Genomic DNA, 24,147 nt, shown 5'->3' on the forward strand with positions numbered 1-24,147 from the left:
TTTACAAAGGTAACGATAGGTTTCTGATATAGAAAATGAAAAGTAGAACTCTAAATGTTAAAGAGTTAATTGCCAGGTATGTTGAAGTTTGCGAAATTTCTTGATTTCTTTCCTTAGTAACGGAAGAAAATCTTTACCATTGCTATTAACTTTCTCTAAGCGTTCGCAGTTTTTGTATAACAAATTAGATAAGTGAATCACAGAAGCTGCATGCTTGTGTTTTTCTTCAGAAAAAGGTTGACTTTCTGCTTTTAAAATTTTAGGTCCAAGTGATACTGATTGTTGAACAATATCGCCACTGAAATAAATATTAGGATCTTCTTTTCCGTTTTTCTGAATTCCTGCTAAATCATAACTTAGGTATGTAGAGATGTTACGAGCTAATGAAAAAATTTCCATTGCTTTTAGGTACATCGCTGAATGTTTATTATTTCCGTAAGTATGAGCTGACATTTTATAATTTTAAAGTGTATCAAATTTAGCGACAAGAAACTTTAATTCATAATTGATATTAAAGTAAAAATGTATATTTGCTTTAAATATTAAGTAAAAATTGATTAAAACTTTAATATGAGTATAGATTCTTTAAACTGGAAAATACTGAAGTGTCTTCAAAGAAATGCACGTCAGCCAAACACCGAAATCGGGAGGGAGGTAGGTATTAGTTCTCCTGCAGTTTCTGAACGTATTAAAAAAATGGAAGACTCTAATATTATAACTGGTTATTTTACAGATGTTTCTCCTATGGAAGCGGGGTATCAATTTAAAGCCATTATCACACTTCGCGCTTTTATGGGTAAATTGAAACCTTTTCTTGAAATAGTAAAAACATACGATGAGGTTATAAACTGCTATCGCATTACAGGAAATGAAAATATTGTAATGGAAGTTGTTTTAAAAAATCAAAAACATTTAGAGTCTTTTATAGACCAACTTATTTTTTATGGTGAAACTAAAACTCAGATAGTACTTTCACATGTTGTAAAAAACAATGCACTAAAACCTGTGAAGTAGCTAGCTGATGTTAAAATTGTTACAATTAGAATCTTGTTAAGACTTGTGGAGCTATGTATGAAGTATTTTTGATTCTCTAATTAAAACATATACCATGAAAAACTATACGATTCATTTTTTGATTATAACTATTGTTACAGCACTATTGGGTTTTACAGGATTAGAGTTTCCTGGTGATAAGTTGGTTCGAATAATTTGTTTGTTTGCGGGAATTGCCTTGATGATTTCTTGTTTAGATGCAGTAATTGTTAGTCGTAAAAATAAAAGGCTTAAAAAAGAGTCACAATCTTAAGATTAGTATTCGCCTTTTTTTATTTTAAATGAATTATATAAGCTTAAAGTAAAGCTATATTTCCCTTGTATTCCTATTTCCAAGCTCTAGCCTTTTCCACATTTGGCCAATAGCGCTTTTCTTCATCTTCTTGTAGCTGAATACTGTACAAATTAATTCTGTGTAAATTTTGCGGTAATAGAAGAAATTAATTGGTGAGAAGTTTAAATATTAAATATTTTTTCGTCTGATCGATAAATAATTACGAATTTTAAAATTCTTTTCTATTTTTACTAAAAACTTTTTATGAAGAATTTATTACTCTTTTCATTTTTACTAATCACATCCTTAGGTTTTACTCAAAGTGAAGCATTAGTTTTAGAAAGTCTAAAAGCACAGGTAAAATTAAATAGTGAATTCGCTAATCCCGAAACAACAATTCTCACTCCCGAAGATTTTCGAACTTTTAAAGAATTAGATTTTTATCCAATTGATGAAAAATATATTGTGAATGCTAGGTTTGTGCGTACCCCAGACGAAAAACCATTTTTAATGCCAACCACTACAACTAGAACTCCAGAATATGTAAAATATGGAGAAGCCCATTTTAGTATAGATGGAAAGGGTTTTGTTTTAAGTCTCTTCAAAAACACACAGCCCTATAATGAACCTGGATATGAGGATTATCTATTTTTGCCGTTTACCGATTTAACAAGTGGAGACGGTTCCTATGGAGGGGGAAGGTATTTAGACCAGCGAATTCCTGAAGGAGATACTTTTGTTATCGACTTTAATAAAGCCTATAATCCTTATTGTGCATATAACCCAAAATATTCTTGTCCTATACCTCCTAAAGAAAACGATTTGTTAATTCGAATTGAAGCTGGGGTTAAGAATTTTGGAAAACATTAAAAAAACTTCACAGCCCACATTCCGATAAAAACCATTGCAAATGCAACTATAAAACTTGCGATAGTATATAAAGCGAATGACATAAAATCCCCGCTTTTTAAGAATAAGTGATTCTCATAAGCAAAGGTTGAAAATGTAGTAAATCCACCACAAAACCCGGTAGCTAAAAATAAAACTGTATTCTGAGAAAGAGTTTGGTTTTTTAAAGCGAGTCCTAGTATTATTCCAATTAATAAACTTCCAAGAATATTGGTGGCAAATGTTCCGTAAGGTATTCCTGTTTCAGCATTGTTTAGAAACTTAGAAAGTCCATAGCGCAATGTACTTCCTAAACCCCCACCAATAAAAACTAGTACGAGTTGCTTCATTTTAAATACCTTCTTCTAAATCAGGTTTTGGCGTCGTTATAATTGGAATGTAAACTTCTGTTACCCAATTAGCAGGGTTGGCAGTTTCATTTGGATCTGTAATGTAAACTTCGAATTTTTTACCCTCAGGGTCTATTTCTAAACCGTTCTTTTTAATGTATTCATTACCTTTAGTATAAGCTTCTGGCAAGTGGTTATAGTTTCCTTTTAGAGAAATTTTAACCGCAGAAATAGGCTCCATAAATCCACAAACTACTGGACTTCCTTCAGGAGTAATTACTTTTTCTCTTACTGGAACTCCTGTTGAGAAAATAACAGTATTGTTTGCTTCGTCAACTTGATTGTATAAGGTAAAAGGTTTCCCCGACATATTTAAATTATTATTAGAAACAAAGTCTAATACCTGTGTCATCATTGGTTCCATTTTATCACCTAGTTCTTGCATTCTAGCTACGGAAGTTGTGTAAATATAATATCCACCGCCGTATTGTGTAAGTCCATCTACATTTATTGAATATTTCTTCATATCCTCCACTACCTCCTTGGCAATTCCTTCCAAACCAGTAATATTCATTTCGTGAACTTGAGCTTTAAAATCGGTTCCACTTATCGAGAAAAAGAACTTATCAAGTAGCGTGTGTTCTCCTTTCATTCTCCAAGTAATATTGGTTCCTTCAGGAACTTCTTCAAAACTCCAAAATACTTTAGGGTGACGCGCTCCTCCTGGAGTTTCTAACGTTAAATCTTGTTCGATCTCTTTATTAGGGATAACCTTGGTAGTTTTCATTGAACCATTAATTTCACCATCCCAAGAGTAGGAAGCACCTTCGCCTGCAGTTTTTTCGGCATAAGTAAACCTAATGGTAGGATCTTCTTTTTTCCAAGGCCCCCAAGTTTCCCAATTTCTATAATCATTTACTTTATTAAATACTACTTCTGGAGGAGCCTTAATAACCATTGAATCTTTAATGTCGTAAGAGCCGTCCTGTGTTCCAAAATAAATGGCACCGCCAATTACTATCAGGAGAATAAGAAAAAGTAAATACTTAATTATTTTCATGTTTTTGAGGTTGGTGTTGGTTGTAGGTGCTAAGATACGGAAATTTCATCTAAGCTTTTATATATAGACGTCTGCTATTTCATTCGTGATAAACCAATTAATATAGAGACCAATATTTTATTACATTTGCGTTTAATACAAATTTAAATAAAATGAAGAAAACCTTATTTATTGCAATGGCAATGAGTGGTTTGTTGTTTTTTTCTTGTAATGAGAAAAAAGATGAAAAACCAACTGCACAAGTAGAAACTGAAGAAAATAAAGATTTTGACTATTCAGTAGAGCAATTTGCAGATATCAAAGTTTTGCGTTACCAAATTCCAGGATGGGAAAAACTTTCTTTGAAAGAACAAAAACTAGTTTATTACCTTACTCAAGCAGGATTAGAGGGAAGAGATATAATCTGGGATCAGAATTATAGACACAACCTTACTATCAGAAAGGCATTAGAAAATGTGTATCAAAATTATGAGGGTGATAAGTCTTCTACTGACTGGAATAATTTTGAAACCTACTTAAAAAGAATTTGGTTTAGTAATGGTATTCATCATCATTATGCAAGTAACAAGATTAAGCCTGAATTCTCTTCAGATTATCTTAAGCAGTTATTAAGTGATACAAACACTACTTTAGAAGGTGAAGCATTTGATGTAATCTTTGATGATAAAGACGCTACAAAAGTTGATCAGTCTAAAGGAATTGATAACGTAGCTAAAAGCGCTGTAAACTTTTACGGAGCTGATATTACTACTAAAGATGTAGAAAATTTCTATTCAAAAAAGCAGTCGCCAGATCCACAAAAGCCATTGTCTTTTGGTCTTAACTCAAAACTAGTTAAAGAGAATGGTGAGGTAAAAGAATTGGTGTATAAGTCGGGCGGACTTTATGGCGAGGCAATTGATAGAATTATCGAGTGGCTTGAAAAGGCTCAAGGTGTAGCTGAAAATAAAGCTCAAGGTGATGCTATTGGTTTGTTAATAGAATATTACAAAACAGGAGACCTTCAAACTTGGGACGATTACAACGTTGCTTGGACAGCTGCTACGGAAGGAAATATTGATTACATCAACAGTTTTATTGAAGTTTATCAGGATCCTGTAGGGTATAAAGGTACTTTCGAAAGCATTGTACAGATTAAAGATTTTGATATGTCTGAAAAAATGGCTGTACTTTCTGAAAACGCACAATGGTTTGAAGATAACTCAACATTGATGGAAGAGCACAAAAAGAAAAATGTTGTAGGTGTTACTTATAAAGTAGTAAACGTAGCAGGCGAAGCTGGTGATGCTTCTCCAAGTACACCAATTGGAGTAAACCTTCCAAATGCTAACTGGATTCGTGCAGCAGTAGGAAGTAAGTCGGTTTCATTGGGTAACATTATTGAAGCATACAATAACGCTGGTAGTTCAGGAAGATTAAAAGAATTTGTTCACGATGACGAAGAGCTAGCATTAGAAAAAGAATACGGACAAGTAGCTGACAAACTTCACACAGCACTTCACGAAGTAATTGGTCACGCTTCAGGACAATTAAATCCTGGTGTAGGTGAAACAAAAGAAACACTTAAGAATTACGCTTCAACTTTAGAAGAAGGTCGTGCGGATTTAGTAGGATTATACTATTTATACACTCCAAAATTACAAGAGTTAGGATTAGTTGATGATTGGAAAAAAGTGGGAATGGCTGCTTATGATGGCTATATCAGAAATGGTTTGATGACGCAGTTAATTCGTCTTAACCTTGGTGATGATGTTGTACAAGCACATATGCGTAACCGTCAGTGGGTGTCTTCTTGGGTTTACGAAAAAGGAAAAGCTGACAATGTAATTGAAAAAGTTACTCGTGATGGCAAAACTTATTACAATATTAACGACTATGATAAATTACACGATTTATTCGGTCAGTTATTAAGAGAAACTCAAAGAATTAAGAGTGAAGGAGATTATGCAGCTGTAGAAAAACTTGTTGAAACTTACGGTGTAAAAGTAGATTACGACCTTCATAAAGAAATTTTAGAGCGTAACAAGCAGTTTACATCTGCGCCATATAGCGGTTTTGTAAATCCTGTAATTGTTCCAAAAATGAATGATAATGGCGAAATTGAAAGCTTTACAATTGAGCAGCCAAAAACATTTGCTGAGCAGATGTTGTACTATGGAAAAAACTATAGTAATTTGCCTGCTGTAAACTAATTTTAGTTTTCAACTTATAAAAAAAGCGCTTCGGAATTCCCGAAGCGCTTTTTGTTTTAAAATAAATTGAATTCAATTTAAGGTTTAAAATATGTTTTAACCATAACCAAGAGTAATACAAAAGCTATAAAACCAATCAACACCCAAATACTTCCTTTGTAGTATTTTTTATGAAGTTTTTTATCGCTTCGATAGCTAAAAGCTATGATAATCACGAAAACAATAAAAAACAAAGCAGTAAAAACCCATTGACCAGTTGTGAACATAAATTTGTAGTTTTATGGCTGTAAAAGTAAGGATTAAAGTGCAAACAAGATTCAGGATTCACAAGAATCAATGTAAATTCTGAAAACCTGTATTTTAATTCTTTTTTCAATAATTGAAGAAGTCTAACCTCAAAAAAATACAATGAAAAACAAAATAGCTGCAGTAGCAGAATTTCACAAAGCATTTGGTCTTGGTATGAAAGACGCTCCAACTGCTGAACTTGGAATTAATAAAAATCTGTTGCGTTACAAATTAATGCGAGAAGAAAATGAAGAGTACCTTGAAGCTGCAAATAATAACGATTTAGTTGAGGTTGCAGATGCCTTGGGCGATATGCTATACATTTTATGTGGAACCATAATTGAGCATGGTATGCAACATAAAATTGAAGAGGTTTTTGACGAAATTCAACGAAGTAATATGAGTAAGTTAGGAGCAGATGGCAAACCTATTTACCGAGAAGATGGAAAGGTTTTAAAAGGCCCGAGTTATTTTCAGCCAAAAATTAAAGAGATACTTGAAAAATAAATTATAAAAAGAAAAATCCAAATTCCAGATGGTTAGAACCTTTGGAATTTGGATTTTATATTTAAGTACCTAGCCGGCACTTTTAATTTCTTGTTTCTTTTTACTTTACCTCAAACCTCCAGCCAAATGGATCTTCAGTAATATTGTGTTGGATACTCATTAAGTCTTTCTTAAATCGAGCAGAGTAGCTGTCTTCAGGTTTAGTGAGTTCGTAAACATTCTCTTTATGGCCAATAGCACTTACAGGGCTTATAACTGCTGCAGTTCCCGCGCCAAAAATTTCTTTTAAACTTCCGTCTTTTGCAGCTTCAACAATTTCCGATACTAGAACAGGACGTACTTCTACATCTATATTATTGTGTTTTGCAATATCAATAACACTTTTTCGGGTTACTCCATCCAAAATTCTATCACTTACAGGAGCGGTAATTAAGGTGTCATTCACTCTAAAGAAAACATTCATTGTACCTGCCTCTTCTAGATATTTATGTTCACTATCGTCCGTCCAAATTACTTGGTGGAATCCTTTTTCGCGTGCCAGGTTTGTTGGGTAAAATTGTGCCCCGTAGTTTCCAGCAGCTTTTGCAGCACCTACACCTCCGTTTGCAGCACGACTATAATGGTCGGCGATAACAACTCTTACATCACCAGTATAATATGCTTGAGCGGGAGCTGCTAGAATCATAAACTTATATTCGGTTGATGGTGAAGCAGAAACTCCAACTTGAGTCGCCATTACAAATGGACGAATGTACAATGAGTTTCCAAGTCCTGGTTGAATCCATTCTTTATCCATACGTACAAGGGTGGTCAAAGCTTCAAAGAAAATATCACGAGGAAATTCAGGAATCGCTAATCTCTTAGCCGATTTATTAATTCGCTCGAAATTTTGTTGTGGTCTAAATAACCAAACTTTACCATCTTCATCTTTATAGGCTTTCATTCCTTCAAAAACGGCTTGGCCATAATGAAAGACTTTGGCACCAGGTGAGATTGATAAATTACCGTACGGTCTAATTGTTGGATTTTGCCATTCGCCGTTTTTAAAATCGCATTCGAACATGTGATCGGTAAATGTGCTTCCAAAAACAAGGTTGTCAAAATCAACTTCTTTAACTCTAGAAGTTTCTGTTTTAAGTATGTTTAATTTTGGAGTAATAGAAGAATTCATTTAATTTTCATTTATTCGGTAAAAATAGGTAAAATTTAGACCATTAAAAATTTAAAAAATCCTTAAAATTGCAATACAATAACAATCAATAATATAATAATTATTTAAAAATGAAAAAAATATTATTAGTACTCGCAATTTCATTTGCAGTTTTTAGCTGTAAAAATGAGCAAAAAGAGGAGTCATCTAATTCTCAAGTGGAAGAGGTAGCGATAAATTATCAGTCTTTTGGAGATGAAATCACAGATGAAGGTGTATTGACAAAGACTGAAATGATTGAAAAATACAACGCTTTAAAACCTGGAGATACTGTAAATGTGAAATTTACTACAACTGTAAACGATGTATGCCAGAAAAAAGGATGTTGGATGAATCTTGACTTAGGTAATGATGAAGCTATGGTTCGTTTTAAAGATTATGGTTTTTTCATGCCGAAAGATATTACAGGACAAGAAATCATTGTTAATGGAAAAGCTTATATAGAGGAGATGAGTATTGAAGACCAGCGTCACTACGCAGAAGATGGTGGGAAATCAAAAGAAGAAATAGCAGCCATTACCGAAGTAAAAAGAACACTAGCCTTTGAAGCTGATGGTGTACTTATTCCAGAAGTAGAAAAGGAATAGTATTTTGAAACGTTCAATTCTTAAAACAGGCGATGGCTCTTACACTTTGCATATAGCAGAATGGAATGAACAATACCATTCTAAGCATGGGGCCATAGCCGAAGCGCTTCACGTTTTTATAAAAGAAGGACTTTATTATTGGACTGACAATAATTCATCTAAAGATATTTCTATATTAGAGATTGGTTTTGGCACAGGGTTAAATGCATTTCTCACTTTATTAGAAACAGAAAAGCACAACTTCAATATTACTTACACTGGCGTTGAAGCTTATCCTTTAGAAGTTTCTGAAATTGAAACCTTAAATTACCCAGAACTGTTAAATGCTTCAGAAGAAGGGTTTTTAACACTGCACAATACTTCTTGGGAAAAAAAATCATCAATTTCAGATAATTTTCACCTTCTAAAAAATAAAATGTTCTTCTCAGAAATTACTCTTGAAAGCAACATAGACTTAATTTATTTCGACGCTTTTGGAATTCGAGTGCAAGCAGATTTATGGACTGAAGAAATTTTTCAACTGATGTACAATGCTTTAAAGCCAAACGGAGTATTAGTAACTTATGCCGCAAACGGAAATGCCCGTCGTGCAATGCAAGCTGTTGGGTTTTCTGTTGAACGAATTCCCGGTCCTCCAGGAAAAAAAGAAATGATGAGAGCGACAAAACTGGAACTTTGAAAGTCAGAAAATTCCTAATCTGCATTTTTGTTTTTATCATTAAAAAGTAGTTGAGGAACTTCAATTAATCACATTACGATGCTTATTTCACAATCTTCCGTTAAGACACTTTGTAGTTTCTTTTTGAATTTATAAATTTAAAATTATGAAGAAGAAAGTGTTGATAACTGGAGCTACAGGACTTGTGGGAAGTGAATTGGTAAATCAATGTCACAAAAATGGGATCGCTGTTCATTATCTTACTACAAGTAAAGAAAAAATTGAAAATACCGATAATTACAAAGGGTTTTATTGGAACCCAAAAAAAGGTGAAATAGATGCTAAAGTTTTTGAAGGTGTTACTGCTATAATAAATTTAGCAGGAGCAACTATTGCAAAAAGGTGGACAGATAGTTATAAAAAAACTATTATCGACAGTAGGGTAACGTCTATTAACTTACTTTATGACACACTTCAAAAGATAGATCACAATATAGTCCACTTTATTTCAGCTAGTGGAATAAATATCTACCCCAATTCCAAAACAAAACTTTACACTGAAGAAGATAAAGCTACCGATGATTCATTTTTAGCAAATGTTGTTTCTTCTTGGGAAGCTGCCACAGCAAAATTTAAAAATGCCGGGATGGAGGTTACCAAAGTTCGTACAGGGATGGTTTTGGCAAAAGGAGCAGGTGCATTACCCCAAATTATAAAACCTATTAAATTAGGTGTTGGTGCTCCATTAGGCAGTGGCGAGCAATGGCAGTCTTGGATACATATAGAAGATATTGCAGCAATTTATCTTTTCTTACTCAATAATCAGTTAGAAGGAAAGTTTAATGCTGTAGCCCCAAATCCCGTTCAGAATAAAAAAATGACAAGAATGATAGCTTCAAAACTTGACAGTCCTCTTTGGTTGCCAAACATACCGGCATTTGTGTTGAAATTAGTTCTGGGGGAAATGTCTGTATTAGTTTTAGAAGGGCAGCTTGTTAGTTCTAAGAAATTAGAAAAGCTAGGATATCAATTTAAATATTATAATCTAGACAATGCGCTAGAAGATGTTTTGAAAGAATAATACGAAATAAAAAAAGAGGCCAAAATGGCCTCTTTTTAGTTTTATGACAATTTTTTTGATTAAGCTTTATTAGCTACCAAAGAAACTTCAATTTTCATAATGTCACTAATAAATTTGTCTCCTAGGTTGTCGAAAATAGACTTAGAACCAAAGTTGATACCCCACTTTGTTCTGTCTAATTCAATAGCATCACTCTTTAACGTCATTTTATCACCTTCAGTAGTTACAGTTGCAGGAAACTCAATAGCGTTAGTTTTACCTTTAATAGTTAAGTTACCTTTCACTACGTTGTTTTCGATACCAGTCAACTCAAATTTAGCAGTTGGATATTCTTTAATATTGAAAAAGTCTCCTTCTTTACCTTCAACTGTTCCTTTTAAGTGAGCTTCTAAATTATCTTTGTATTCACCTTCTAAGTCTTGAACATTAATTGAGTTCATGTCTATTTCAAATTTTCCAGCTTCTACAACTCCATTGTTTAAATGGAATACACCAGAGTTAAGTGAAATAGTTCCGAAGTGTTTTGTAGTAGGCTTTTCACCTTCCCACTTAATTTCAGAAGCTGCTGGGTCTACGTTGTATTCTACTGCTGCTTCAGTTGCTTCTGCTGGAGTTTCTACTGCAACTTCAGTTTCTTTTTCAGCATTTTTACAAGAAAATGTTGCTGCTGCCAAAAAGGCTAGTAATGTAATTTTTAAGGTTGTTGATTTCATAGTTTATTTTAAATATTTATTGGAGCGCAAAAGTAATATTAATTGAAACATAATATCTTAAATTAATATTAAATTAAAAGCTGTGACATTTTGACATTTTACAACAATTGGCAGTACTTTTGCTCCCTCTTGAAAAACTGAAAGAATTCTCGCTATGAGCAAAAATGATAAAAACAAAGAAACCGAATTTCAGGAAGAAGTAGGTTTAGATGAACAAATGAATAATGAGCAGGAGATTGCTGAAGAAAACGAAACAGATCCTTTAGCCGAATTGCAAGATCAACTTCAAAATGAAAAAGATCGCTACTTGCGTCTTTTCGCAGAATTTGAAAATTATAAAAAGCGTACCTCTCGCGAACGCATAGAAATGTTTAAAACAGCAGGTGAAGATGTTATAATATCATTATTACCGGTTTTAGACGATTTTGAAAGAGCGCTAAAAGAAATTGAAAAAATAGGAGACGATCACTTTAAGGGTGTAGAACTTATCAATAATAAACTGCGTGAAACTCTTCGTTCTAAAGGATTAGAGATGATGGAGGTTAAACAGGGCGACACTTTTGATTCTGAAGCACACGAAGCAATTACTCAGATTCCAGCTCCAGACAAAAAATTAAAAGGAAAAATAATTGATGTGGTAGAAAAGGGATACACTTTAGGTGAGAAAATTATCCGCTACCCAAAAGTGGTTATAGGACAATAATATGAAGGAAGATTATTACGAAATATTAGGAATCTCAAAAAATGCAACGACTGCCGAAATAAAAAAGGCATATCGTAAAAAAGCAATTCAATATCACCCTGATAAAAATCCTGGGGATGATGAAGCGGAAGCAATGTTTAAAAAATCTGCAGAAGCTTACGAAGTGCTTAGCGACCCGAACAAACGTTCACGTTACGACCAATTTGGTCATCAAGCCTTTGAAGGCGGTGGTGGCTTCGGTGGCGGTGGTATGAATATGGATGACATATTCAGCCAGTTTGGCGATATCTTTGGCGGCGCATTCGGAGGTGGCTTCGGAGGCGGTGGCTTTGGTGGCGGCGGACGTAGAACTGTAAAAGGGAGTAATTTACGTATTCGTGTACAACTTACCTTAGAAGAGATTGCTACTGGTGTAGAAAAGAAAATTAAAGTAAAACGCAAGAAACTAGCACAAGGAACAACTTATAAAACTTGTCCTACTTGTAATGGACAAGGGCAAGTTACCCGTATCCAAAATACAATTTTGGGGCGTATGCAAACTTCAGCTCCTTGTAGTGCTTGTGGAGGATTAGGGCAAATTGTAGATTCGAAACCTGCAAATTCAGATGCTGACGGAATGTTAGTCACCGAGGAAACAGTTTCAATTAAAATTCCAGCTGGTGTTGTAGATGGAATGCAATTAAAAGTTTCTGGAAAAGGTAACGATGCTCCGGGGAATGGAGTTCCTGGCGATCTATTGGTTGCTATTGAAGAAAAACCTCATCCAAGCTTACAACGTGAAGGAGACAACTTACATTTCGATTTATATATAAGTTTTTCTGATGCAGCTTTAGGAACTTCTAAAGAAATAGAAACTGTAACAGGAAAAGTTAGAATTAAAATTGAAGCGGGTACACAAAGTGGAAAAATTTTAAGACTCCGCAGTAAAGGTATACCAAGTATAAATGGTTATGGTACTGGTGATTTGCTAGTTCACGTTAATGTTTGGACACCAAAATCTCTTTCGAAAGAGCAAAGAGAATTTTTTGAAAAAATGGCTAACGATCAACATTTTGAACCAAACCCAGAAAAGGAAGACAAGTCATTTTTTGAAAAAGTTAAAGACATGTTTTCTTAAACAAACGTTAAATTAAAATAATTTGTATATATTTGAATTGTCGCTTCGTCTAAGAGGCGGCAATTTTTCTTTTTCATAGCAATTTTTTTCCCACCCAAAAGCTTAGGTTTTTGGGTGGGTTTTGCATTTAGGGCATTATTGTTTTCTAGATAATTGTATAAACTAGTCTACAAAAATTGCTATTAAACTAGAGTCTAAAAATTTCTTAAAAGTTAGCTTCAAAAAGTGCTCTTAGACTCTCAAATCAATATATTTACACCTTACAAATAAATTTTATGGAAAAACTTTTAGTAGTTAATAATGTTTCCAAAAACTACGGAGATTACACAGCGCTAAACGATGTGTCTATTGAGGTAGAAAAAGGAAGCATCTTTGGGTTGTTAGGGCCAAATGGAGCTGGAAAAACAACTTTAATTCGAATTATCAATCAAATTACAATGCCAGATACTGGTTCGGTAATTTTAGATGGCGAACCACTTAAACCAGACCATGTAAGATATATAGGATATTTGCCTGAAGAACGAGGTTTGTATAAAACTATGAAAGTAGGAGAGCAAGCATTGTATTTGGCTCAACTAAAAGGGCTTTCAAAACAAGAAGCGAAACAAAGACTTAAATATTGGTTTGATAGACTAGATATCGGTGATTGGTGGGATAAAAAAATCCAAGAACTTTCAAAAGGTATGGCGCAAAAAATTCAATTTGTGGTTACCGTTTTACACAACCCAAAATTGTTGATATTTGATGAGCCTTTTAGTGGTTTTGATCCTATTAACGCCAATCTAATTAAAGATGAAATATTAAAATTACGCGATGACGGAGCAACTGTAATTTTTTCTACACACCGAATGGAATCGGTAGAAGAAATGTGTGATCATATCGCGTTAATTAATAAATCCAATAAAATTCTAGATGGAAAGCTAGTGGATATTAAAAGACAATATAAAAACAACATTTTTGAAATTGGATTAATAACTCCTAATCACGCAGCAACAACAGCTTCCTTAAAAGAGAAGTTTGAAATTTTCCCAACAACCTTCAAAAGTATAAACGAGGAACTTAAATATAAAGTGAAGTTGCCAGATTCGGTATCTACTAATGAGTTTGTGAACTATCTTACATCTCAAGGGCAATTAACTCACTTTGTTGAGGTAATTCCTTCAGCGAGCGACATTTTTATTGAAACCATCCAAAACAACCAATTATAGATGAATCATCTTCCATTAATAATAAAAAGAGAATACCTTACCAAGGTCCGCAATAAGTCGTTTGTTATTATGACTTTTTTAAGTCCCATTATATTTGTTGGGATTTTTGCACTAGTTGCTTATTTGTCTAATTTAAATAATGACACAGTTCGCAAGATTTCAGTTTTGGACGAGAGTGGATTGTTCTTAACTGAATTTAAAAGCACAGCACAAACGCATTATATATTACTGCCAAATATTTCATTAGATGAAGCTAAAAAAGATGCTCAAACCGATGAAACTTATGGGCTTTTATATATTCCCGATTCAGAAAGTTTAGAGTCTATTTCAAAAGGAATTACATTTTTTTCAGAAGAATCACCGTCACTCCCTTTTATGAATAGTATTAATAAAATGCTTGAAAGTAAAGTGAATACGCTGAAGTTAAAAGAAGCCGGAATGGATTCTGATGTTATAAAAGACCTTCGTATTAACATTAATGCAAATCAAGAAACTTTTAAAGGTGAGGAGACGTCAAAACTTGGCTCAGGCTTAAAATTAATCTTCGGTGGAGCGGCAGGTTATCTGCTATTTATGTTTATCATTATTTATGGTAATATGATAATGCGAAGTGTTATTGAAGAAAAAACAAGTAGGGTTATAGAAGTTATAATTTCATCGGTAAAACCTCGTTTATTATTGTTAGGAAAGATATTTGGAACCACGCTTGCAGGAATTACTCAGTTTTTAATTTGGGTGATTTTAATCTTGGTATTAATGACTGTAGTGACATCAGTTTTCGGAATAGACCCTTCAGCTGGCTCACCTTCTCAGCAAGCAATAGAAAGTACTATAGACGGAGGGACTCAGCAGGTTTTAAACGATATTTTAATAGAAATTAATAATCTGCCAATTACAAACCTTATTATAATGTTTGTTCTGTTTTTTGTTGGAGGTTACTTATTGTATGCTTCATTATACGCTGCTGTTGGAGCTGCTGTTGATAGCGAAACCGATACACAACAATTTATGATGCCTATTTTAATGCCTCTTATTTTAGCAGTTTACGTAGGTTTCTTTACAGTGATAGATAATCCACATGGTACAGTATCACAAGTTTTTTCTTATATTCCTTTTACATCTCCTGTAGTGATGCTAATGCGTATACCTTTTGGTGTACCAATTTGGCAACAAGTTGTTTCAGTATTAATTTTATTTGGTACTTTCATAGGGATGGTTTGGTTTGCTGCAAAAATTTACCGCGTAGGAATTTTGATGTATGGAAAGAAACCATCGTATAAAGAAATTTTTAAATGGCTTAAGTATTAATAGATGTGAATAACAAAGTAACTAAAATAGAAACTGTAGTTAAAGAAGATGTTCTAGGTACAATAAAGAGATTTTTGGATCTAGGATTCTACTTTGGTGAGGGTGATAACCAAGTGGGAGTCACCATTGGATTATTGCTATTACTTATAGTTTCATATATAGCTACTCATTTTGCTTTAAAATTTACACGTTCGCTTATAACTAGGCAAATGGACTCAGCTGATAAGCAAAAATTTATCAGCTTGTTTAAATATTTTAAAGCAGCCGTATATATTATAGTTTTTTTTACGGTTTTAAGTTTAGCAAACTTTAATATAACTCCTATACTCGCTGCTTCTGCTGCTTTATTAGTTGGTTTAGGGTTAGCTTTAAAGGAGCTTTTTCAAGATATAATAGGAGGAATTTATATCATTATGGATAAGTCGCTTTTAATTGGCGACATTATTAAAGTTGAAGATAAGGTTTGTAGGATTATAGAAATAAAACTTCGTAGTACCAGAGCTATAACACGTGATGATAAAATATTAATTATTCCTAATCACAAGTTCTTAATTAATACTTTTAAGAATTATACTCAAAATCATACAACAACGCGGGAGTTTATTAAAGTGAGAATTCCCTTTGGAAGTGACACAAGATTAGTTGAGCGAATATTAATTGAAGCAGTGTCTACTCAAAAAGGAGTTCTGAAGAATCCAAAACCATTTGTTTTTTTTAATGATTTTGGGGAATGGGCTCTTGAGTTTGGTGTATATTTCTTTATTAACGATAGTTTTTCCGAACCTAGAATAAAAAGCGAATTACGATTTAAAATCGACGCTAAGCTTAGAGAAAATAAGATTGCAATACCTTATCCCCAAAGTGACATACATATGTTCGCAAGAACAACAAGTAGTAATACAGATTTAAAGATTTCTTCAGAAGAATAAATCATTTATGAATTATAGGCTCAATTTGTTAATTGTCTTCATCGGACTAATCGGTTTGGGAGTGAAAGCTCAAACTACCGATTTGGCTAGAGTTGAGTTTTTGAATTTACCACTTTCAAAATCGAATAATTCTATTCAGAGGTATAGAGTTTTGTTACAATCTCCAATTCCTTTGAAAAAGGGTAGAAGTGATTTTTTTGTTGTTGGTGCAGAGTATCGTTATCTTGATGTAAATATTAAGGATGACAATGATAAACTTGCATTTGGATCAAATCAAGTTAGTTCTGTAAAACGTATGGATCTTTACTTAGGATATACTTGGAAGTATAGTGACGAATGGCGCTTAGGAATGAAGGTTGGGGCTAAAGTTCAGAGTGACGTTGAAGGTAGTTTAATAGCAGATGATTTTACGTATGAAGTTGGAGTTTACGCTATAAATGATAAACGAAAAGATGTGCCAGAGGGTAAAAACCCATATAGATTAATTGCTGGACTTACTTATTCAACGACACCAGGGAGATGGTTGCCACTGCCAATTTTGAATTATTATGAAGAATTTCATCCTAATTGGACTTTTACAATCGGTGTGCCTAAAACAAATATCAGGCATTATTTAAATGATAGTCATAAAGATGCAATTCAAGCGTTTGCAACTTTAGATAACGATTATGCCAATTTACAACAGAATTTTGTGCCCATTTCTATACAAAGCTCAGGAACAAAAGTTGCAGAAAGTATTCAAACAACTATAGTTTTAACAGGATTGGGTTACGAACATTTTTTTACAGAACACTTAGTGTTTTATACTTACGCCGCGCATTCGGTTTATAACAACTTTAGACTGGAAGATGGTGATGGAGATAAGATATATCAGATTAATTCAGAAAAATCGCCTTATTTTAGGGCTGGAATAAAATTTAAATATTAAAAATGCCAAGAATACTCATTATAGAAGACGAAGCAGCAATCAGAAGAGTTTTAGTTAAAATTCTTACTGAAGAGAATAAAGATTATGAAGTTTTTGAAGCTGAAGACGGTCTTGCAGGAATGGAGATTATTAAAAAAGAAGATTTTGATCTTGTGCTGTGTGATATCAAAATGCCAAAAATGGATGGTGTTGAGGTTTTGGAAGCTGTAAAAAAGATAAAGCCTGAAATACCAATGGTAATGATATCTGGACACGGTGATCTTGATACAGCTGTTAATACCATGCGATTAGGAGCTTTCGATTATATTTCAAAACCACCAGATTTAAACCGTTTACTAAATACTGTACGAATAGCTCTTGATCGAAAAGAGTTGGTAGTTGAAAATACTCGTCTTAAAAAGAAGGTGTCTAAAAACTATCAAATGGTTGGGGATTCTCCAGAAATTGAGAAGATAAAGGATATGATTGAAAAAGTGGCTCCAACGGAAGCCCGCGTTTTAATCACAGGCCCCAACGGAACAGGTAAAGAACTTGTTGCGCATTGGCTTCATCAAAAAAGCGACAGAAATAAAGGTCCAATGATAGAAGTAAACTGTGCTGCCATTCCAAGTGAATTGATAGAAAGTGAGCTGTTCGGTCACGTTAAAGGTGCTTTTACATCTGCAAATAAAGATCGAGCAGGAAAATTTGAAGCTGCTAATAAAGGAACTATTTTCCTAGATGAAGTTGGAGATATGAGTTTATCTGCCCAAGCTAAAGTACTAAGAGCTTTACAAGAAAATAAAGTTCAAAGAGTGGGAAGTGATAAAGATATAAAAGTAGATGTTCGTGTTATTGCTGCTACCAATAAAGACTTAAAAAAGGAAATAGCTGAAGGCAATTTTCGTGAAGATTTATATCACAGATTAGCGGTTATTCTAATAAAAGTTCCTTCATTAAACGATAGAAGAGACGATATTCCATTATTAGTTGAGTATTTTTCAGAAAAAATATCAACAGATCACGGAACGGCTCAAAAAAAATTTTCAAAAAAAGCTATTGAGTTATTACAAGAATTTGATTGGACAGGAAATATTCGTGAGTTACGAAATGTAGTAGAGCGTTTGATTATCCTTGGTGGCAAAGAAATAAGCGAAGAGGATGTAAAGTTATTTGCTAGTAAATAAGAAGTGCTAACAGCGGTGTTTAAATAGTAATTGTAGAAGGGTTGAGGTCCTTCTCTTTAAAAATATTAGATATGAAAGACATAAAAATCGAAGACTTTAAGGTTTCTGAAAGTATACATATAAAAGACACAAAAACAAAAGTAGATTTAGATGCTTCAGAAAAGAAGTTAAAGAAAGCATTGAAAAAAACTCGAAAGGAGCTTGGAGATCTTCAAGATACACTTTATGCTCACGGGAAATATGGTGTTTTAGTGTGTATTCAAGGAATGGATACTGCTGGAAAAGACAGCTTAATTCGTGAGGTTTTCAAAGATTTTAATGCTCGTGGAGTAGTAGTTCACAGTTTCAAGACACCTACTTCTTTAGAGAAACGCCACGATTATTTATGGCGTCATTATATAGCGCTACCAGAACGAGGAAAGTTTGGTGTGTTTAATCGTACCCACTACGAAAACGTTTTGGTTACACGGGTACATCCAGAATATATTCTAGGTGAAAATTTACCAGATGTAAATAGCTTGGATGATATCACCGATGAGTTTTGGGACAAACGTTTTCAGCAAATAAATGATTTTGAAAAAACCATTCAGGAAAATGGCACTATTATTTTTAAATTCTTTTTAAATCTTTCAAAAGAAGAACAAAAATATCGCCTATTACGTCGTTTAAACAAGCCTAATAAAAACTGGAAGTTCTCTCCAGGTGATTTAGATGAGCGCGAACTTTGGAATGAATACCAAAAGTATTACGAAGAAGCGATTAATCGCACTTCAAAACCTAAAGCACCTTGGTATATAATTCCTTCAGATGATAAAAAAGCTGCACGATATATTGTTGCAGAAATAATGCTTCAAGAATTACAAAAATACACTGATATTAAAGAGCCTGAATTGGATGATGACATAAAGGCGAAAATTTCAGAATATCGTGAAAGGCTTAAAAATGATTAATACTCTCAACAAAATACAATGAAAATAAATTTTATCCCCACTTTAATTCTTACATTTCTTTTTTCATTTATAGCAATTTCACAAAATCCTACTAAGGATTCAATTATGTTGAAGAAGCTGTATAATACTGCCTTAACCGACGGAAAAGCTTACGATTGGTTAGATTATTTGTCCAACGAAATTGGTGGAAGACTTTCTGGTTCAGTTGAAGCAGAATACGCTGTAAAATACACCGAAGCTCAACTTAACGAACTTGGTTTAGACAAAGTTTGGCTACAGCCTGTAATGGTCCCAAAATGGACTCGCGGTTTTAAAGAATACGCATATATTGAAGGAAGTTCAGGTATTAAAACTGAAACACATATTAGTGCTTTAGGTGGCTCCATACCAACACCAAACCTAGGTTTAAAAGCTGAAGTTATTGAAGTACATAGCTTCGACGAATTGGCAGCTTTGGGAAAAGAAAAGGTCGAAGGGAAAATTGTATTTTTTAATAGGCCGATGAATCCTGAGTTTATCCATACTGGTTATGCTTATGGTGGAGCATCAGATCAACGTTTTTCTGGTGCCGAACACGCGGCAAAATACGGAGCTGTAGGGGTAATTGTTCGTTCCCTTTCACATAAAATGGACGACGCGCCTCACACTGGTGCTATGAGCTATGGAAAGACCCCTGAGTCTAAATATATTCCAGCGGCTGCCATTAGTACAAACGGAGCAGAATTACTTAGCAGTTTATTAAAACTTGATCCAAATTTGAAATTTTACTTTAAACAAAACTGTAAGATTTGGGACGATGTTTTGTCGTACAACGTAATTGGTGAAATTAAAGGTAGTGTTTACCCAGATCGATATATGGTTGTGGGCGGACATTTAGATAGTTGGGATAATGGCGATGGCTCCCACGATGATGGGGCAGGAGTGACGCAAAGTATGGAAGTGTTACGCTTGTTTAAAAAGCTTAACTACAAACCAAGACATACTATTCGCGTTGTGTTGTTTATGAATGAGGAAAATGGCTTACGCGGAGGTAAAAAATATGCTGAGGAAATTAAAAGTAAAAATGAAAAACACGTTTTTGCCATAGAAAGTGATAGCGGTGGGTTTACACCAAGAGGTTTTTCTCTTGAAACTGATGCGGCTAACGTTGCACAAATTCGCTCTTGGGCACCTTTATTTGAACCCTATTTTATTCATTTATTTACCGAAGGTTATAGTGGTGCAGATATTCGCCCAATGAAAGGAAATATAGATGTTCTTGCTGGACTACAACCAGACTCGCAAAGATATTTCGACATTCACCATTCCGAAAATGACACTTTCGATAAAATTAATAAGCGGGAGCTAGAGCTCGGTGCTGCAACTATGGCAAGCTTGATGTATCTAATGGATACTTACGGAGCTAAATAAACTTAATTTAGTTGGTAGTGATGACTAAAAAATAGCTACCACCAAACCACAAAGAAACGCTCCATTGTATGGGGCGTTTTTTTATAGATTAAAGGTGACTTTTTATTTTGAACCTGTTCATTTATCAGCTTCTCAATTTCTGAAAACGTATGCCATTCTTCAATAGTTTCAATTGGTAAGAGCCATTCTTTTTTTGTTGGGATGGCGTACTTGGCAGTTTTATCCTCCTTATTAAAATCCTGATGCTTTATCCAATGCCCAACAAGACAGCTAGTGTAATTTTTAGGGAATGAGTCACTGCTAATTTCCTTGGGAAGAAATAGAAATGCTTTTATGCATAATTTCTGGGAAGTAGGAAATTCAACATTTAGGTCTTCTAACCTTTGAATGGTTTCAGGATTATGAAGTAACGGGAATTGCTTAAATTTTACCTTTTCCAGTTTGTCGTAAAGTGTATCTTTTCTATTCGGACCAATCCATTTTTCTTCTTCTGAAGTGCTGTTGTTTTTATCGTATAAATAGAACTTGCAGGCTAATTCTATATGACTAACTTCCTTTGTAATTAAATCCTTAACGATATAATCTAGTTCGCCTAAAGTTTCTTTTTGGTTATTGACAGTATTCGAAGCATGAATTTGAAGGTTTGCAAGCAGCAATTCATGTTTTTTAGACATCTTTAAAATTGCTTCAAAACAAGCTTCGGCTTGCATACCGAGAACTAGATTTGTTGGAAAACTGAATTCACTATCAGAAATTTTTTCCTCTAATAACTCAAAATTAGAAAAAGGATACTGTTCCGTGGTAATTTTTAAAACGGGAGCTTTAAGGAATAAGTTTAAAATATTTGGCACTTTTGGATTCAAAAGATAAAAGTATTTTAAAAAAGTAATTTATTTAAATGTCCAAGCAACGAAGCGGCTTTGTTTATTGCCTTGCTCCATCTCTATAATTTTCACTTCAGTTGGTTTCGTTTTATTGATGGCGCGTTTTATGTTTTTTAGGTTTTCTTTTTGTGAAACAATAGAGGTAAACCAACGTACTTGATCTTTAAACTGAACACTTTCTTCAGCCATTTTTTTAATAAATGCTTCTTCGCCACCTTTGTACCAAAGTTCGTTACTCAATCCCCCAAAATTTTGAGTTTTATCCTCACTGAGTTTTAAATTTTCAAATTTTCTTAAGTTGCTCTTTTCGGCATCTGTTCGGTTTTTGAAAAAAGGTGGGTTACAAACTACAACATCAAAAGCGTCGGTAGGCAGAATTATATGTTCTAAAATATTGCTTTTGAACTGTTGGTGTCGAAGTACAATGTTTTTTAAAGCTTCGTTTTCATCAATTATTTCCTGTGCATTGCTTAATGAATCTGTGTTCACTTCGCTAGCTGTACATTTCCAATTAAAATGAGTACTTGCAAGAATAGGGTAAATAAGGTTTGCTCCAGTACCAATATCCAATAGATGAATGTCTTTTTCTGATACTAAATCTGCAACGTGCAATAGGTAATCTAATCTCCCAGGAATTGGAGGACAGAGATTATTTTCAGGAATATTCCAATAGTTTACACCAAAATGTTCCTTAAGTAGGGCAGTGTTTAGTGCTTTTACAGCTTGGCTGTCTGCAAATTTAATTGTTTGATTTCCGTATTCGTTTTCAAATACGAAAGACTTTAATGGGGGATGTTTAGCTATAAGATTATTGAACTTATAGTCTTTGTTGAATGGGTTCTTTAGATGCACGAGTAGTTTTTTAGAACTGTAAAGATACTACAATCATCACTGTTCTCTCGTTACTTAGCCTATTGTTCTATATTTTCACGAATCCCTGCTTTTTCCTTAGCCTCTTCACTTGCTATAATTGCATTTTTTACTGCGCTGAAGGTTATGTCCTTTGCTTCAGCATACGAAATGTTATAGCTGCGTTTAATATTTCTAAATTCTTCAGGGAAAGGTTTTAACAGCGTGTCGTAATAGTTATCTAGTTGTTTGCTGGTTGGCAAAACATACTCCAGTCTTAATTGAAACCTTCTTAGCAAAGCAGAATCAATCACCTTAGGATGGTTTGTTGCAGCAATTAATAAGGTTTCATTAGGCATTTCATCAATTAACTGAATTACGGTATTCACAAGGCGTTTCATTTCTGAAGAATCCTTGTCGTCGTGATCTCGAAGTTTTCCGATGGAATCAAATTCATCTAAAAACAACACCGCTTTTTCGCGCATAGCTTTTTTAAAAACATCTGTAATGTTTTTGGCAGTTTCGCCCAAACGGGAAGAGACAACAGTTCCAAGGTTTAAGATGATTATTTTTTTGCCTAAAGCTTGTGCAATGGCTTTGGCAGTAGTCGTTTTACCACAACCTGTATGACCAAAAAGAAATATCTTATTATCAACAGGAAGTTTATACTTGCTTAAAATCTCCAAATGCTTAAATTCTTTTAATAACTGATTTAAAGCATTTTTATTAGAATCACTCAAATGGATTTCATCTAATCCAATAGTAGTTTCATCTGAGTTGAGAATATAGTCTGATATTGCCATTTGCCTCTTTATTTGAGAATGCAAAAATAGCGAAGGTTTTGAAATGAGCGTCAGATTGCGAAGAAGTAATTTCTACCTCTTTAAAACACTCTCATATTTTTCAATCCATTGCTCAACAGTAATTTTCGAGCTAAGCTCACCTAAGAGGTCAAAAGGAATGTTCTTAGGATTTTTAAATCGAACACAGCTTTTGCCCATGTCTAATTTTCCTGTGGCGTGATTTGGATATTCATTAACAAACCAATCTAAAAGCTCAGGATCTGCATAGACTCCCGAATGGTAAAATGCGATGTGATTTTTTTGAGAAGCAATACTTAAAAAAGGCAACGCATCTGTAGGTTTACAGTGATATCCATCTGGATAAATACTATGCGGAACAACATAACTAATCATTCCGTATTGCATAGTTTCTTCAAAACCTTTAGGGAGATTAGACTTTACAGTTTCTCTAAGTTTTTTCATTACCTCCTGACGGACTTCAGGAAGTTCAGAAATATATTGGTCTGCTGTAGTAGCTTTAGATTGCATAATGAGAGTTTTGATTGTGTTGGGCTAAAATTAAAGTTTTTACAGAAGAATTGTAATTTAATTCTATTGTATTCTATAAATAAATTTATAGATTTATTCTGGCTTAATGGCTTTAAACCCAAATTTATAACTAATAAAAAGAAATAATAAGGCGAATAAAGTTCCTGTAACTCCGTAATATGCGTCTATAATGTCTGGAGTATTTAAAACATTTATAAAAAGTTCAAATATAAAATTGCTTGCTAATATTACGATTCCTAAGCCTACTATATATTTAAATTTTACACCCGCCATAATCCAAAAATATCCAATCCCCGAATAAAGAATATAGCTTAAACAGAAATTTGAAATATGAGAATAAAATTCTGGCAGAAAATTATCGATGTTTTGTAATCTTATCCATTCACTTTTTCTACCCTGAAATAAAGCAAAAACAACTGCTAAAAATATTAGGAAGCTTATTGCAGTAGTGACTTTTGGGAGCTGTTTCATTTGCACTGCTT

General features: G+C 33.8%; 28 protein-coding genes. 17 read left to right on the plus strand and 11 right to left on the minus strand.

The window, feature by feature from the left end; genetic code table 11:
• Positions 1–57: 57 nt before the first annotated feature.
• The gene (locus FHP04_RS05810) at positions 58–453 is read right to left on the minus strand and encodes a hypothetical protein (protein ID WP_139855059.1); all 396 of its coding nucleotides are present in this window, start codon (positions 451–453) and stop codon (positions 58–60) included.
• Between the two features lie 117 nt (positions 454–570).
• Between FHP04_RS05810 and FHP04_RS05815 the strand changes: the two genes are divergently transcribed.
• The 3 genes from FHP04_RS05815 to FHP04_RS05825 all read left to right on the plus strand — a co-directional run bounded on the left by FHP04_RS05815 (position 571) and on the right by FHP04_RS05825 (position 2,197).
• Positions 571–1,014, plus strand: coding sequence for an Lrp/AsnC family transcriptional regulator (locus FHP04_RS05815; RefSeq protein ID WP_139855060.1), 444 nt, complete (start codon positions 571–573; stop codon positions 1,012–1,014).
• Positions 1,015–1,108: 94 nt separating this feature from the next.
• On the plus strand, positions 1,109–1,306 hold the full coding sequence (locus tag FHP04_RS05820) for a DUF1328 domain-containing protein (RefSeq protein ID WP_139855061.1): 198 nt from the start codon (positions 1,109–1,111) through the stop codon (positions 1,304–1,306).
• 285 nt (positions 1,307–1,591) lie between these two features.
• Positions 1,592–2,197 carry a DUF1684 domain-containing protein gene (locus tag FHP04_RS05825; RefSeq protein ID WP_139855062.1) on the plus strand — a complete coding sequence of 202 codons (606 nt, stop codon included), beginning with the start codon at positions 1,592–1,594 and terminating at the stop codon, positions 2,195–2,197.
• Here FHP04_RS05825 and crcB read toward each other — a convergent pair.
• On the minus strand, positions 2,194–2,565 hold the full coding sequence (gene crcB / locus FHP04_RS05830) for a fluoride efflux transporter CrcB (protein ID WP_139855063.1): 372 nt from the start codon (positions 2,563–2,565) through the stop codon (positions 2,194–2,196). The two genes, FHP04_RS05825 and crcB, sit on opposite strands and share 4 nt — an antisense overlap.
• 1 nt (position 2,566) lies before the next feature.
• Positions 2,567–3,625: an SRPBCC family protein gene (locus FHP04_RS05835; protein ID WP_139855064.1), complete on the minus strand. Its 1,059-nt coding sequence runs from the start codon at positions 3,623–3,625 to the stop codon at positions 2,567–2,569.
• 152 nt (positions 3,626–3,777) lie between these two features.
• Here FHP04_RS05835 and FHP04_RS05840 point away from each other — a divergent pair, with 152 nt between their 5' ends.
• On the plus strand, positions 3,778–5,817 hold the full coding sequence (locus tag FHP04_RS05840; RefSeq protein ID WP_139855065.1) for a dipeptidyl-peptidase 3 family protein: 2,040 nt from the start codon (positions 3,778–3,780) through the stop codon (positions 5,815–5,817).
• Positions 5,818–5,894: 77 nt separating this feature from the next.
• Here FHP04_RS05840 and FHP04_RS05845 read toward each other — a convergent pair whose 3' ends face one another.
• Complete coding sequence (locus FHP04_RS05845; protein ID WP_139855066.1) at positions 5,895–6,083, minus strand: hypothetical protein; 189 nt, start codon at positions 6,081–6,083, stop codon at positions 5,895–5,897.
• 142 nt (positions 6,084–6,225) lie between these two features.
• Here FHP04_RS05845 and FHP04_RS05850 point away from each other — a divergent pair, with 142 nt between their 5' ends.
• Entirely contained in the window at positions 6,226–6,612 is a 387-nt protein-coding gene (locus FHP04_RS05850) for a pyrophosphohydrolase domain-containing protein (RefSeq protein WP_139855067.1), read from the plus strand.
• Between the two features lie 100 nt (positions 6,613–6,712).
• Here FHP04_RS05850 and FHP04_RS05855 read toward each other — a convergent pair whose 3' ends face one another.
• Positions 6,713–7,783 carry a branched-chain amino acid aminotransferase gene (locus tag FHP04_RS05855; protein WP_139855068.1) on the minus strand — a complete coding sequence of 357 codons (1,071 nt, stop codon included), beginning with the start codon at positions 7,781–7,783 and terminating at the stop codon, positions 6,713–6,715.
• Between the two features lie 110 nt (positions 7,784–7,893).
• Here FHP04_RS05855 and FHP04_RS05860 point away from each other — a divergent pair, with 110 nt between their 5' ends.
• The 3 genes from FHP04_RS05860 (at position 7,894) to FHP04_RS05870 (ending at position 10,148) form a co-directional block, all read left to right on the plus strand.
• Positions 7,894–8,409 (plus strand): DUF4920 domain-containing protein, encoded by a 516-nt coding sequence (locus FHP04_RS05860; protein ID WP_139855069.1) that lies wholly within the window; start codon positions 7,894–7,896, stop codon positions 8,407–8,409.
• A gap of 4 nt (positions 8,410–8,413) precedes the next feature.
• Positions 8,414–9,088 carry a tRNA (5-methylaminomethyl-2-thiouridine)(34)-methyltransferase MnmD gene (mnmD, locus tag FHP04_RS05865; protein ID WP_139855070.1) on the plus strand — a complete coding sequence of 225 codons (675 nt, stop codon included), beginning with the start codon at positions 8,414–8,416 and terminating at the stop codon, positions 9,086–9,088.
• Positions 9,089–9,233: 145 nt separating this feature from the next.
• Positions 9,234–10,148 (plus strand): TIGR01777 family oxidoreductase, encoded by a 915-nt coding sequence (locus FHP04_RS05870; RefSeq protein ID WP_139855071.1) that lies wholly within the window; start codon positions 9,234–9,236, stop codon positions 10,146–10,148.
• A gap of 59 nt (positions 10,149–10,207) precedes the next feature.
• On the opposite strand, the gene FHP04_RS05875 is transcribed toward FHP04_RS05870, so the two are convergent.
• Positions 10,208–10,861 carry a YceI family protein gene (locus FHP04_RS05875; RefSeq protein ID WP_139855072.1) on the minus strand — a complete coding sequence of 218 codons (654 nt, stop codon included), beginning with the start codon at positions 10,859–10,861 and terminating at the stop codon, positions 10,208–10,210.
• Between the two features lie 154 nt (positions 10,862–11,015).
• Here FHP04_RS05875 and FHP04_RS05880 point away from each other — a divergent pair, with 154 nt between their 5' ends.
• From FHP04_RS05880 to FHP04_RS05920, 9 genes are all read left to right on the plus strand, one after another.
• Positions 11,016–11,564 (plus strand): nucleotide exchange factor GrpE, encoded by a 549-nt coding sequence (locus FHP04_RS05880; protein WP_139855073.1) that lies wholly within the window; start codon positions 11,016–11,018, stop codon positions 11,562–11,564.
• A gap of 1 nt (position 11,565) precedes the next feature.
• A complete protein-coding gene (gene dnaJ / locus FHP04_RS05885; protein WP_139855074.1) occupies positions 11,566–12,681 on the plus strand; it encodes a molecular chaperone DnaJ in 1,116 nt (371 codons plus the stop codon).
• A gap of 275 nt (positions 12,682–12,956) precedes the next feature.
• Entirely contained in the window at positions 12,957–13,889 is a 933-nt protein-coding gene (locus FHP04_RS05890) for an ABC transporter ATP-binding protein (RefSeq protein WP_139855075.1), read from the plus strand.
• Positions 13,890–15,197, plus strand: a complete 1,308-nt coding sequence (locus FHP04_RS05895; RefSeq protein WP_139855076.1) for an ABC transporter permease — start codon at positions 13,890–13,892, stop codon at positions 15,195–15,197.
• 5 nt (positions 15,198–15,202) lie between these two features.
• On the plus strand, positions 15,203–16,126 hold the full coding sequence (locus tag FHP04_RS05900; protein WP_139855077.1) for a mechanosensitive ion channel family protein: 924 nt from the start codon (positions 15,203–15,205) through the stop codon (positions 16,124–16,126).
• A gap of 7 nt (positions 16,127–16,133) precedes the next feature.
• Positions 16,134–17,054 carry a DUF6268 family outer membrane beta-barrel protein gene (locus FHP04_RS05905; RefSeq protein ID WP_139855078.1) on the plus strand — a complete coding sequence of 307 codons (921 nt, stop codon included), beginning with the start codon at positions 16,134–16,136 and terminating at the stop codon, positions 17,052–17,054.
• 2 nt (positions 17,055–17,056) lie between these two features.
• Positions 17,057–18,220 carry a sigma-54-dependent transcriptional regulator gene (locus FHP04_RS05910; protein WP_139855079.1) on the plus strand — a complete coding sequence of 388 codons (1,164 nt, stop codon included), beginning with the start codon at positions 17,057–17,059 and terminating at the stop codon, positions 18,218–18,220.
• 71 nt (positions 18,221–18,291) lie between these two features.
• The gene (locus tag FHP04_RS05915; protein WP_139855080.1) at positions 18,292–19,170 is read left to right on the plus strand and encodes a PPK2 family polyphosphate kinase; all 879 of its coding nucleotides are present in this window, start codon (positions 18,292–18,294) and stop codon (positions 19,168–19,170) included.
• An 18-nt stretch (positions 19,171–19,188) separates the two neighbouring features.
• Positions 19,189–20,580: a M20/M25/M40 family metallo-hydrolase gene (locus FHP04_RS05920; RefSeq protein WP_139855081.1), complete on the plus strand. Its 1,392-nt coding sequence runs from the start codon at positions 19,189–19,191 to the stop codon at positions 20,578–20,580.
• A gap of 35 nt (positions 20,581–20,615) precedes the next feature.
• On the opposite strand, the gene FHP04_RS05925 is transcribed toward FHP04_RS05920, so the two are convergent.
• The 5 genes from FHP04_RS05925 to FHP04_RS05945 form a co-directional block, all read right to left on the minus strand.
• Positions 20,616–21,443: a DUF1853 family protein gene (locus FHP04_RS05925; RefSeq protein ID WP_139855082.1), complete on the minus strand. Its 828-nt coding sequence runs from the start codon at positions 21,441–21,443 to the stop codon at positions 20,616–20,618.
• Positions 21,444–21,470: 27 nt separating this feature from the next.
• On the minus strand, positions 21,471–22,316 hold the full coding sequence (gene rlmF / locus FHP04_RS05930; RefSeq protein ID WP_139855083.1) for a 23S rRNA (adenine(1618)-N(6))-methyltransferase RlmF: 846 nt from the start codon (positions 22,314–22,316) through the stop codon (positions 21,471–21,473).
• A gap of 59 nt (positions 22,317–22,375) precedes the next feature.
• Entirely contained in the window at positions 22,376–23,116 is a 741-nt protein-coding gene (locus FHP04_RS05935; RefSeq protein WP_139855084.1) for an AAA family ATPase, read from the minus strand.
• A 72-nt stretch (positions 23,117–23,188) separates the two neighbouring features.
• Entirely contained in the window at positions 23,189–23,644 is a 456-nt protein-coding gene (locus tag FHP04_RS05940) for a DUF1801 domain-containing protein (protein WP_139855085.1), read from the minus strand.
• Positions 23,645–23,737: 93 nt separating this feature from the next.
• Complete coding sequence (locus FHP04_RS05945; RefSeq protein ID WP_139855086.1) at positions 23,738–24,136, minus strand: hypothetical protein; 399 nt, start codon at positions 24,134–24,136, stop codon at positions 23,738–23,740.
• Between the last annotated feature and the right edge of the window lie 11 nt (positions 24,137–24,147).

It is taken from the genome of Aequorivita sinensis (genome assembly GCF_006346335.1).
Taxonomy (GTDB): Bacteria; Bacteroidota; Bacteroidia; order Flavobacteriales; family Flavobacteriaceae; genus Aequorivita; species Aequorivita sinensis.

What these genes read in the sequence shown, in the direction of transcription:
- FHP04_RS05810 (WP_139855059.1), bottom strand. Translation starts at nt 453, where the DNA reads ATGTCAGCTCATACTTACGGAAATAATAAACATTCAGCGATGTACCTA.
- FHP04_RS05815 (WP_139855060.1), top strand. Translation starts at nt 571, where the DNA reads ATGAGTATAGATTCTTTAAACTGGAAAATACTGAAGTGTCTTCAAAGA.
- FHP04_RS05820 (WP_139855061.1), top strand. Translation starts at nt 1,109, where the DNA reads ATGAAAAACTATACGATTCATTTTTTGATTATAACTATTGTTACAGCA.
- FHP04_RS05825 (WP_139855062.1), top strand. Translation starts at nt 1,592, where the DNA reads ATGAAGAATTTATTACTCTTTTCATTTTTACTAATCACATCCTTAGGT.
- crcB (WP_139855063.1), bottom strand. Translation starts at nt 2,565, where the DNA reads ATGAAGCAACTCGTACTAGTTTTTATTGGTGGGGGTTTAGGAAGTACA.
- FHP04_RS05835 (WP_139855064.1), bottom strand. Translation starts at nt 3,625, where the DNA reads ATGAAAATAATTAAGTATTTACTTTTTCTTATTCTCCTGATAGTAATT.
- FHP04_RS05840 (WP_139855065.1), top strand. Translation starts at nt 3,778, where the DNA reads ATGAAGAAAACCTTATTTATTGCAATGGCAATGAGTGGTTTGTTGTTT.
- FHP04_RS05845 (WP_139855066.1), bottom strand. Translation starts at nt 6,083, where the DNA reads ATGTTCACAACTGGTCAATGGGTTTTTACTGCTTTGTTTTTTATTGTT.
- FHP04_RS05850 (WP_139855067.1), top strand. Translation starts at nt 6,226, where the DNA reads ATGAAAAACAAAATAGCTGCAGTAGCAGAATTTCACAAAGCATTTGGT.
- FHP04_RS05855 (WP_139855068.1), bottom strand. Translation starts at nt 7,783, where the DNA reads ATGAATTCTTCTATTACTCCAAAATTAAACATACTTAAAACAGAAACT.
- FHP04_RS05860 (WP_139855069.1), top strand. Translation starts at nt 7,894, where the DNA reads ATGAAAAAAATATTATTAGTACTCGCAATTTCATTTGCAGTTTTTAGC.
- FHP04_RS05870 (WP_139855071.1), top strand. Translation starts at nt 9,234, where the DNA reads ATGAAGAAGAAAGTGTTGATAACTGGAGCTACAGGACTTGTGGGAAGT.
- FHP04_RS05875 (WP_139855072.1), bottom strand. Translation starts at nt 10,861, where the DNA reads ATGAAATCAACAACCTTAAAAATTACATTACTAGCCTTTTTGGCAGCA.
- FHP04_RS05880 (WP_139855073.1), top strand. Translation starts at nt 11,016, where the DNA reads ATGAGCAAAAATGATAAAAACAAAGAAACCGAATTTCAGGAAGAAGTA.
- dnaJ (WP_139855074.1), top strand. Translation starts at nt 11,566, where the DNA reads ATGAAGGAAGATTATTACGAAATATTAGGAATCTCAAAAAATGCAACG.
- FHP04_RS05890 (WP_139855075.1), top strand. Translation starts at nt 12,957, where the DNA reads ATGGAAAAACTTTTAGTAGTTAATAATGTTTCCAAAAACTACGGAGAT.
- FHP04_RS05895 (WP_139855076.1), top strand. Translation starts at nt 13,890, where the DNA reads ATGAATCATCTTCCATTAATAATAAAAAGAGAATACCTTACCAAGGTC.
- FHP04_RS05905 (WP_139855078.1), top strand. Translation starts at nt 16,134, where the DNA reads ATGAATTATAGGCTCAATTTGTTAATTGTCTTCATCGGACTAATCGGT.
- FHP04_RS05910 (WP_139855079.1), top strand. Translation starts at nt 17,057, where the DNA reads ATGCCAAGAATACTCATTATAGAAGACGAAGCAGCAATCAGAAGAGTT.
- FHP04_RS05915 (WP_139855080.1), top strand. Translation starts at nt 18,292, where the DNA reads ATGAAAGACATAAAAATCGAAGACTTTAAGGTTTCTGAAAGTATACAT.
- FHP04_RS05920 (WP_139855081.1), top strand. Translation starts at nt 19,189, where the DNA reads ATGAAAATAAATTTTATCCCCACTTTAATTCTTACATTTCTTTTTTCA.
- FHP04_RS05935 (WP_139855084.1), bottom strand. Translation starts at nt 23,116, where the DNA reads ATGGCAATATCAGACTATATTCTCAACTCAGATGAAACTACTATTGGA.
- FHP04_RS05940 (WP_139855085.1), bottom strand. Translation starts at nt 23,644, where the DNA reads ATGCAATCTAAAGCTACTACAGCAGACCAATATATTTCTGAACTTCCT.
- FHP04_RS05945 (WP_139855086.1), bottom strand. Translation starts at nt 24,136, where the DNA reads ATGAAACAGCTCCCAAAAGTCACTACTGCAATAAGCTTCCTAATATTT.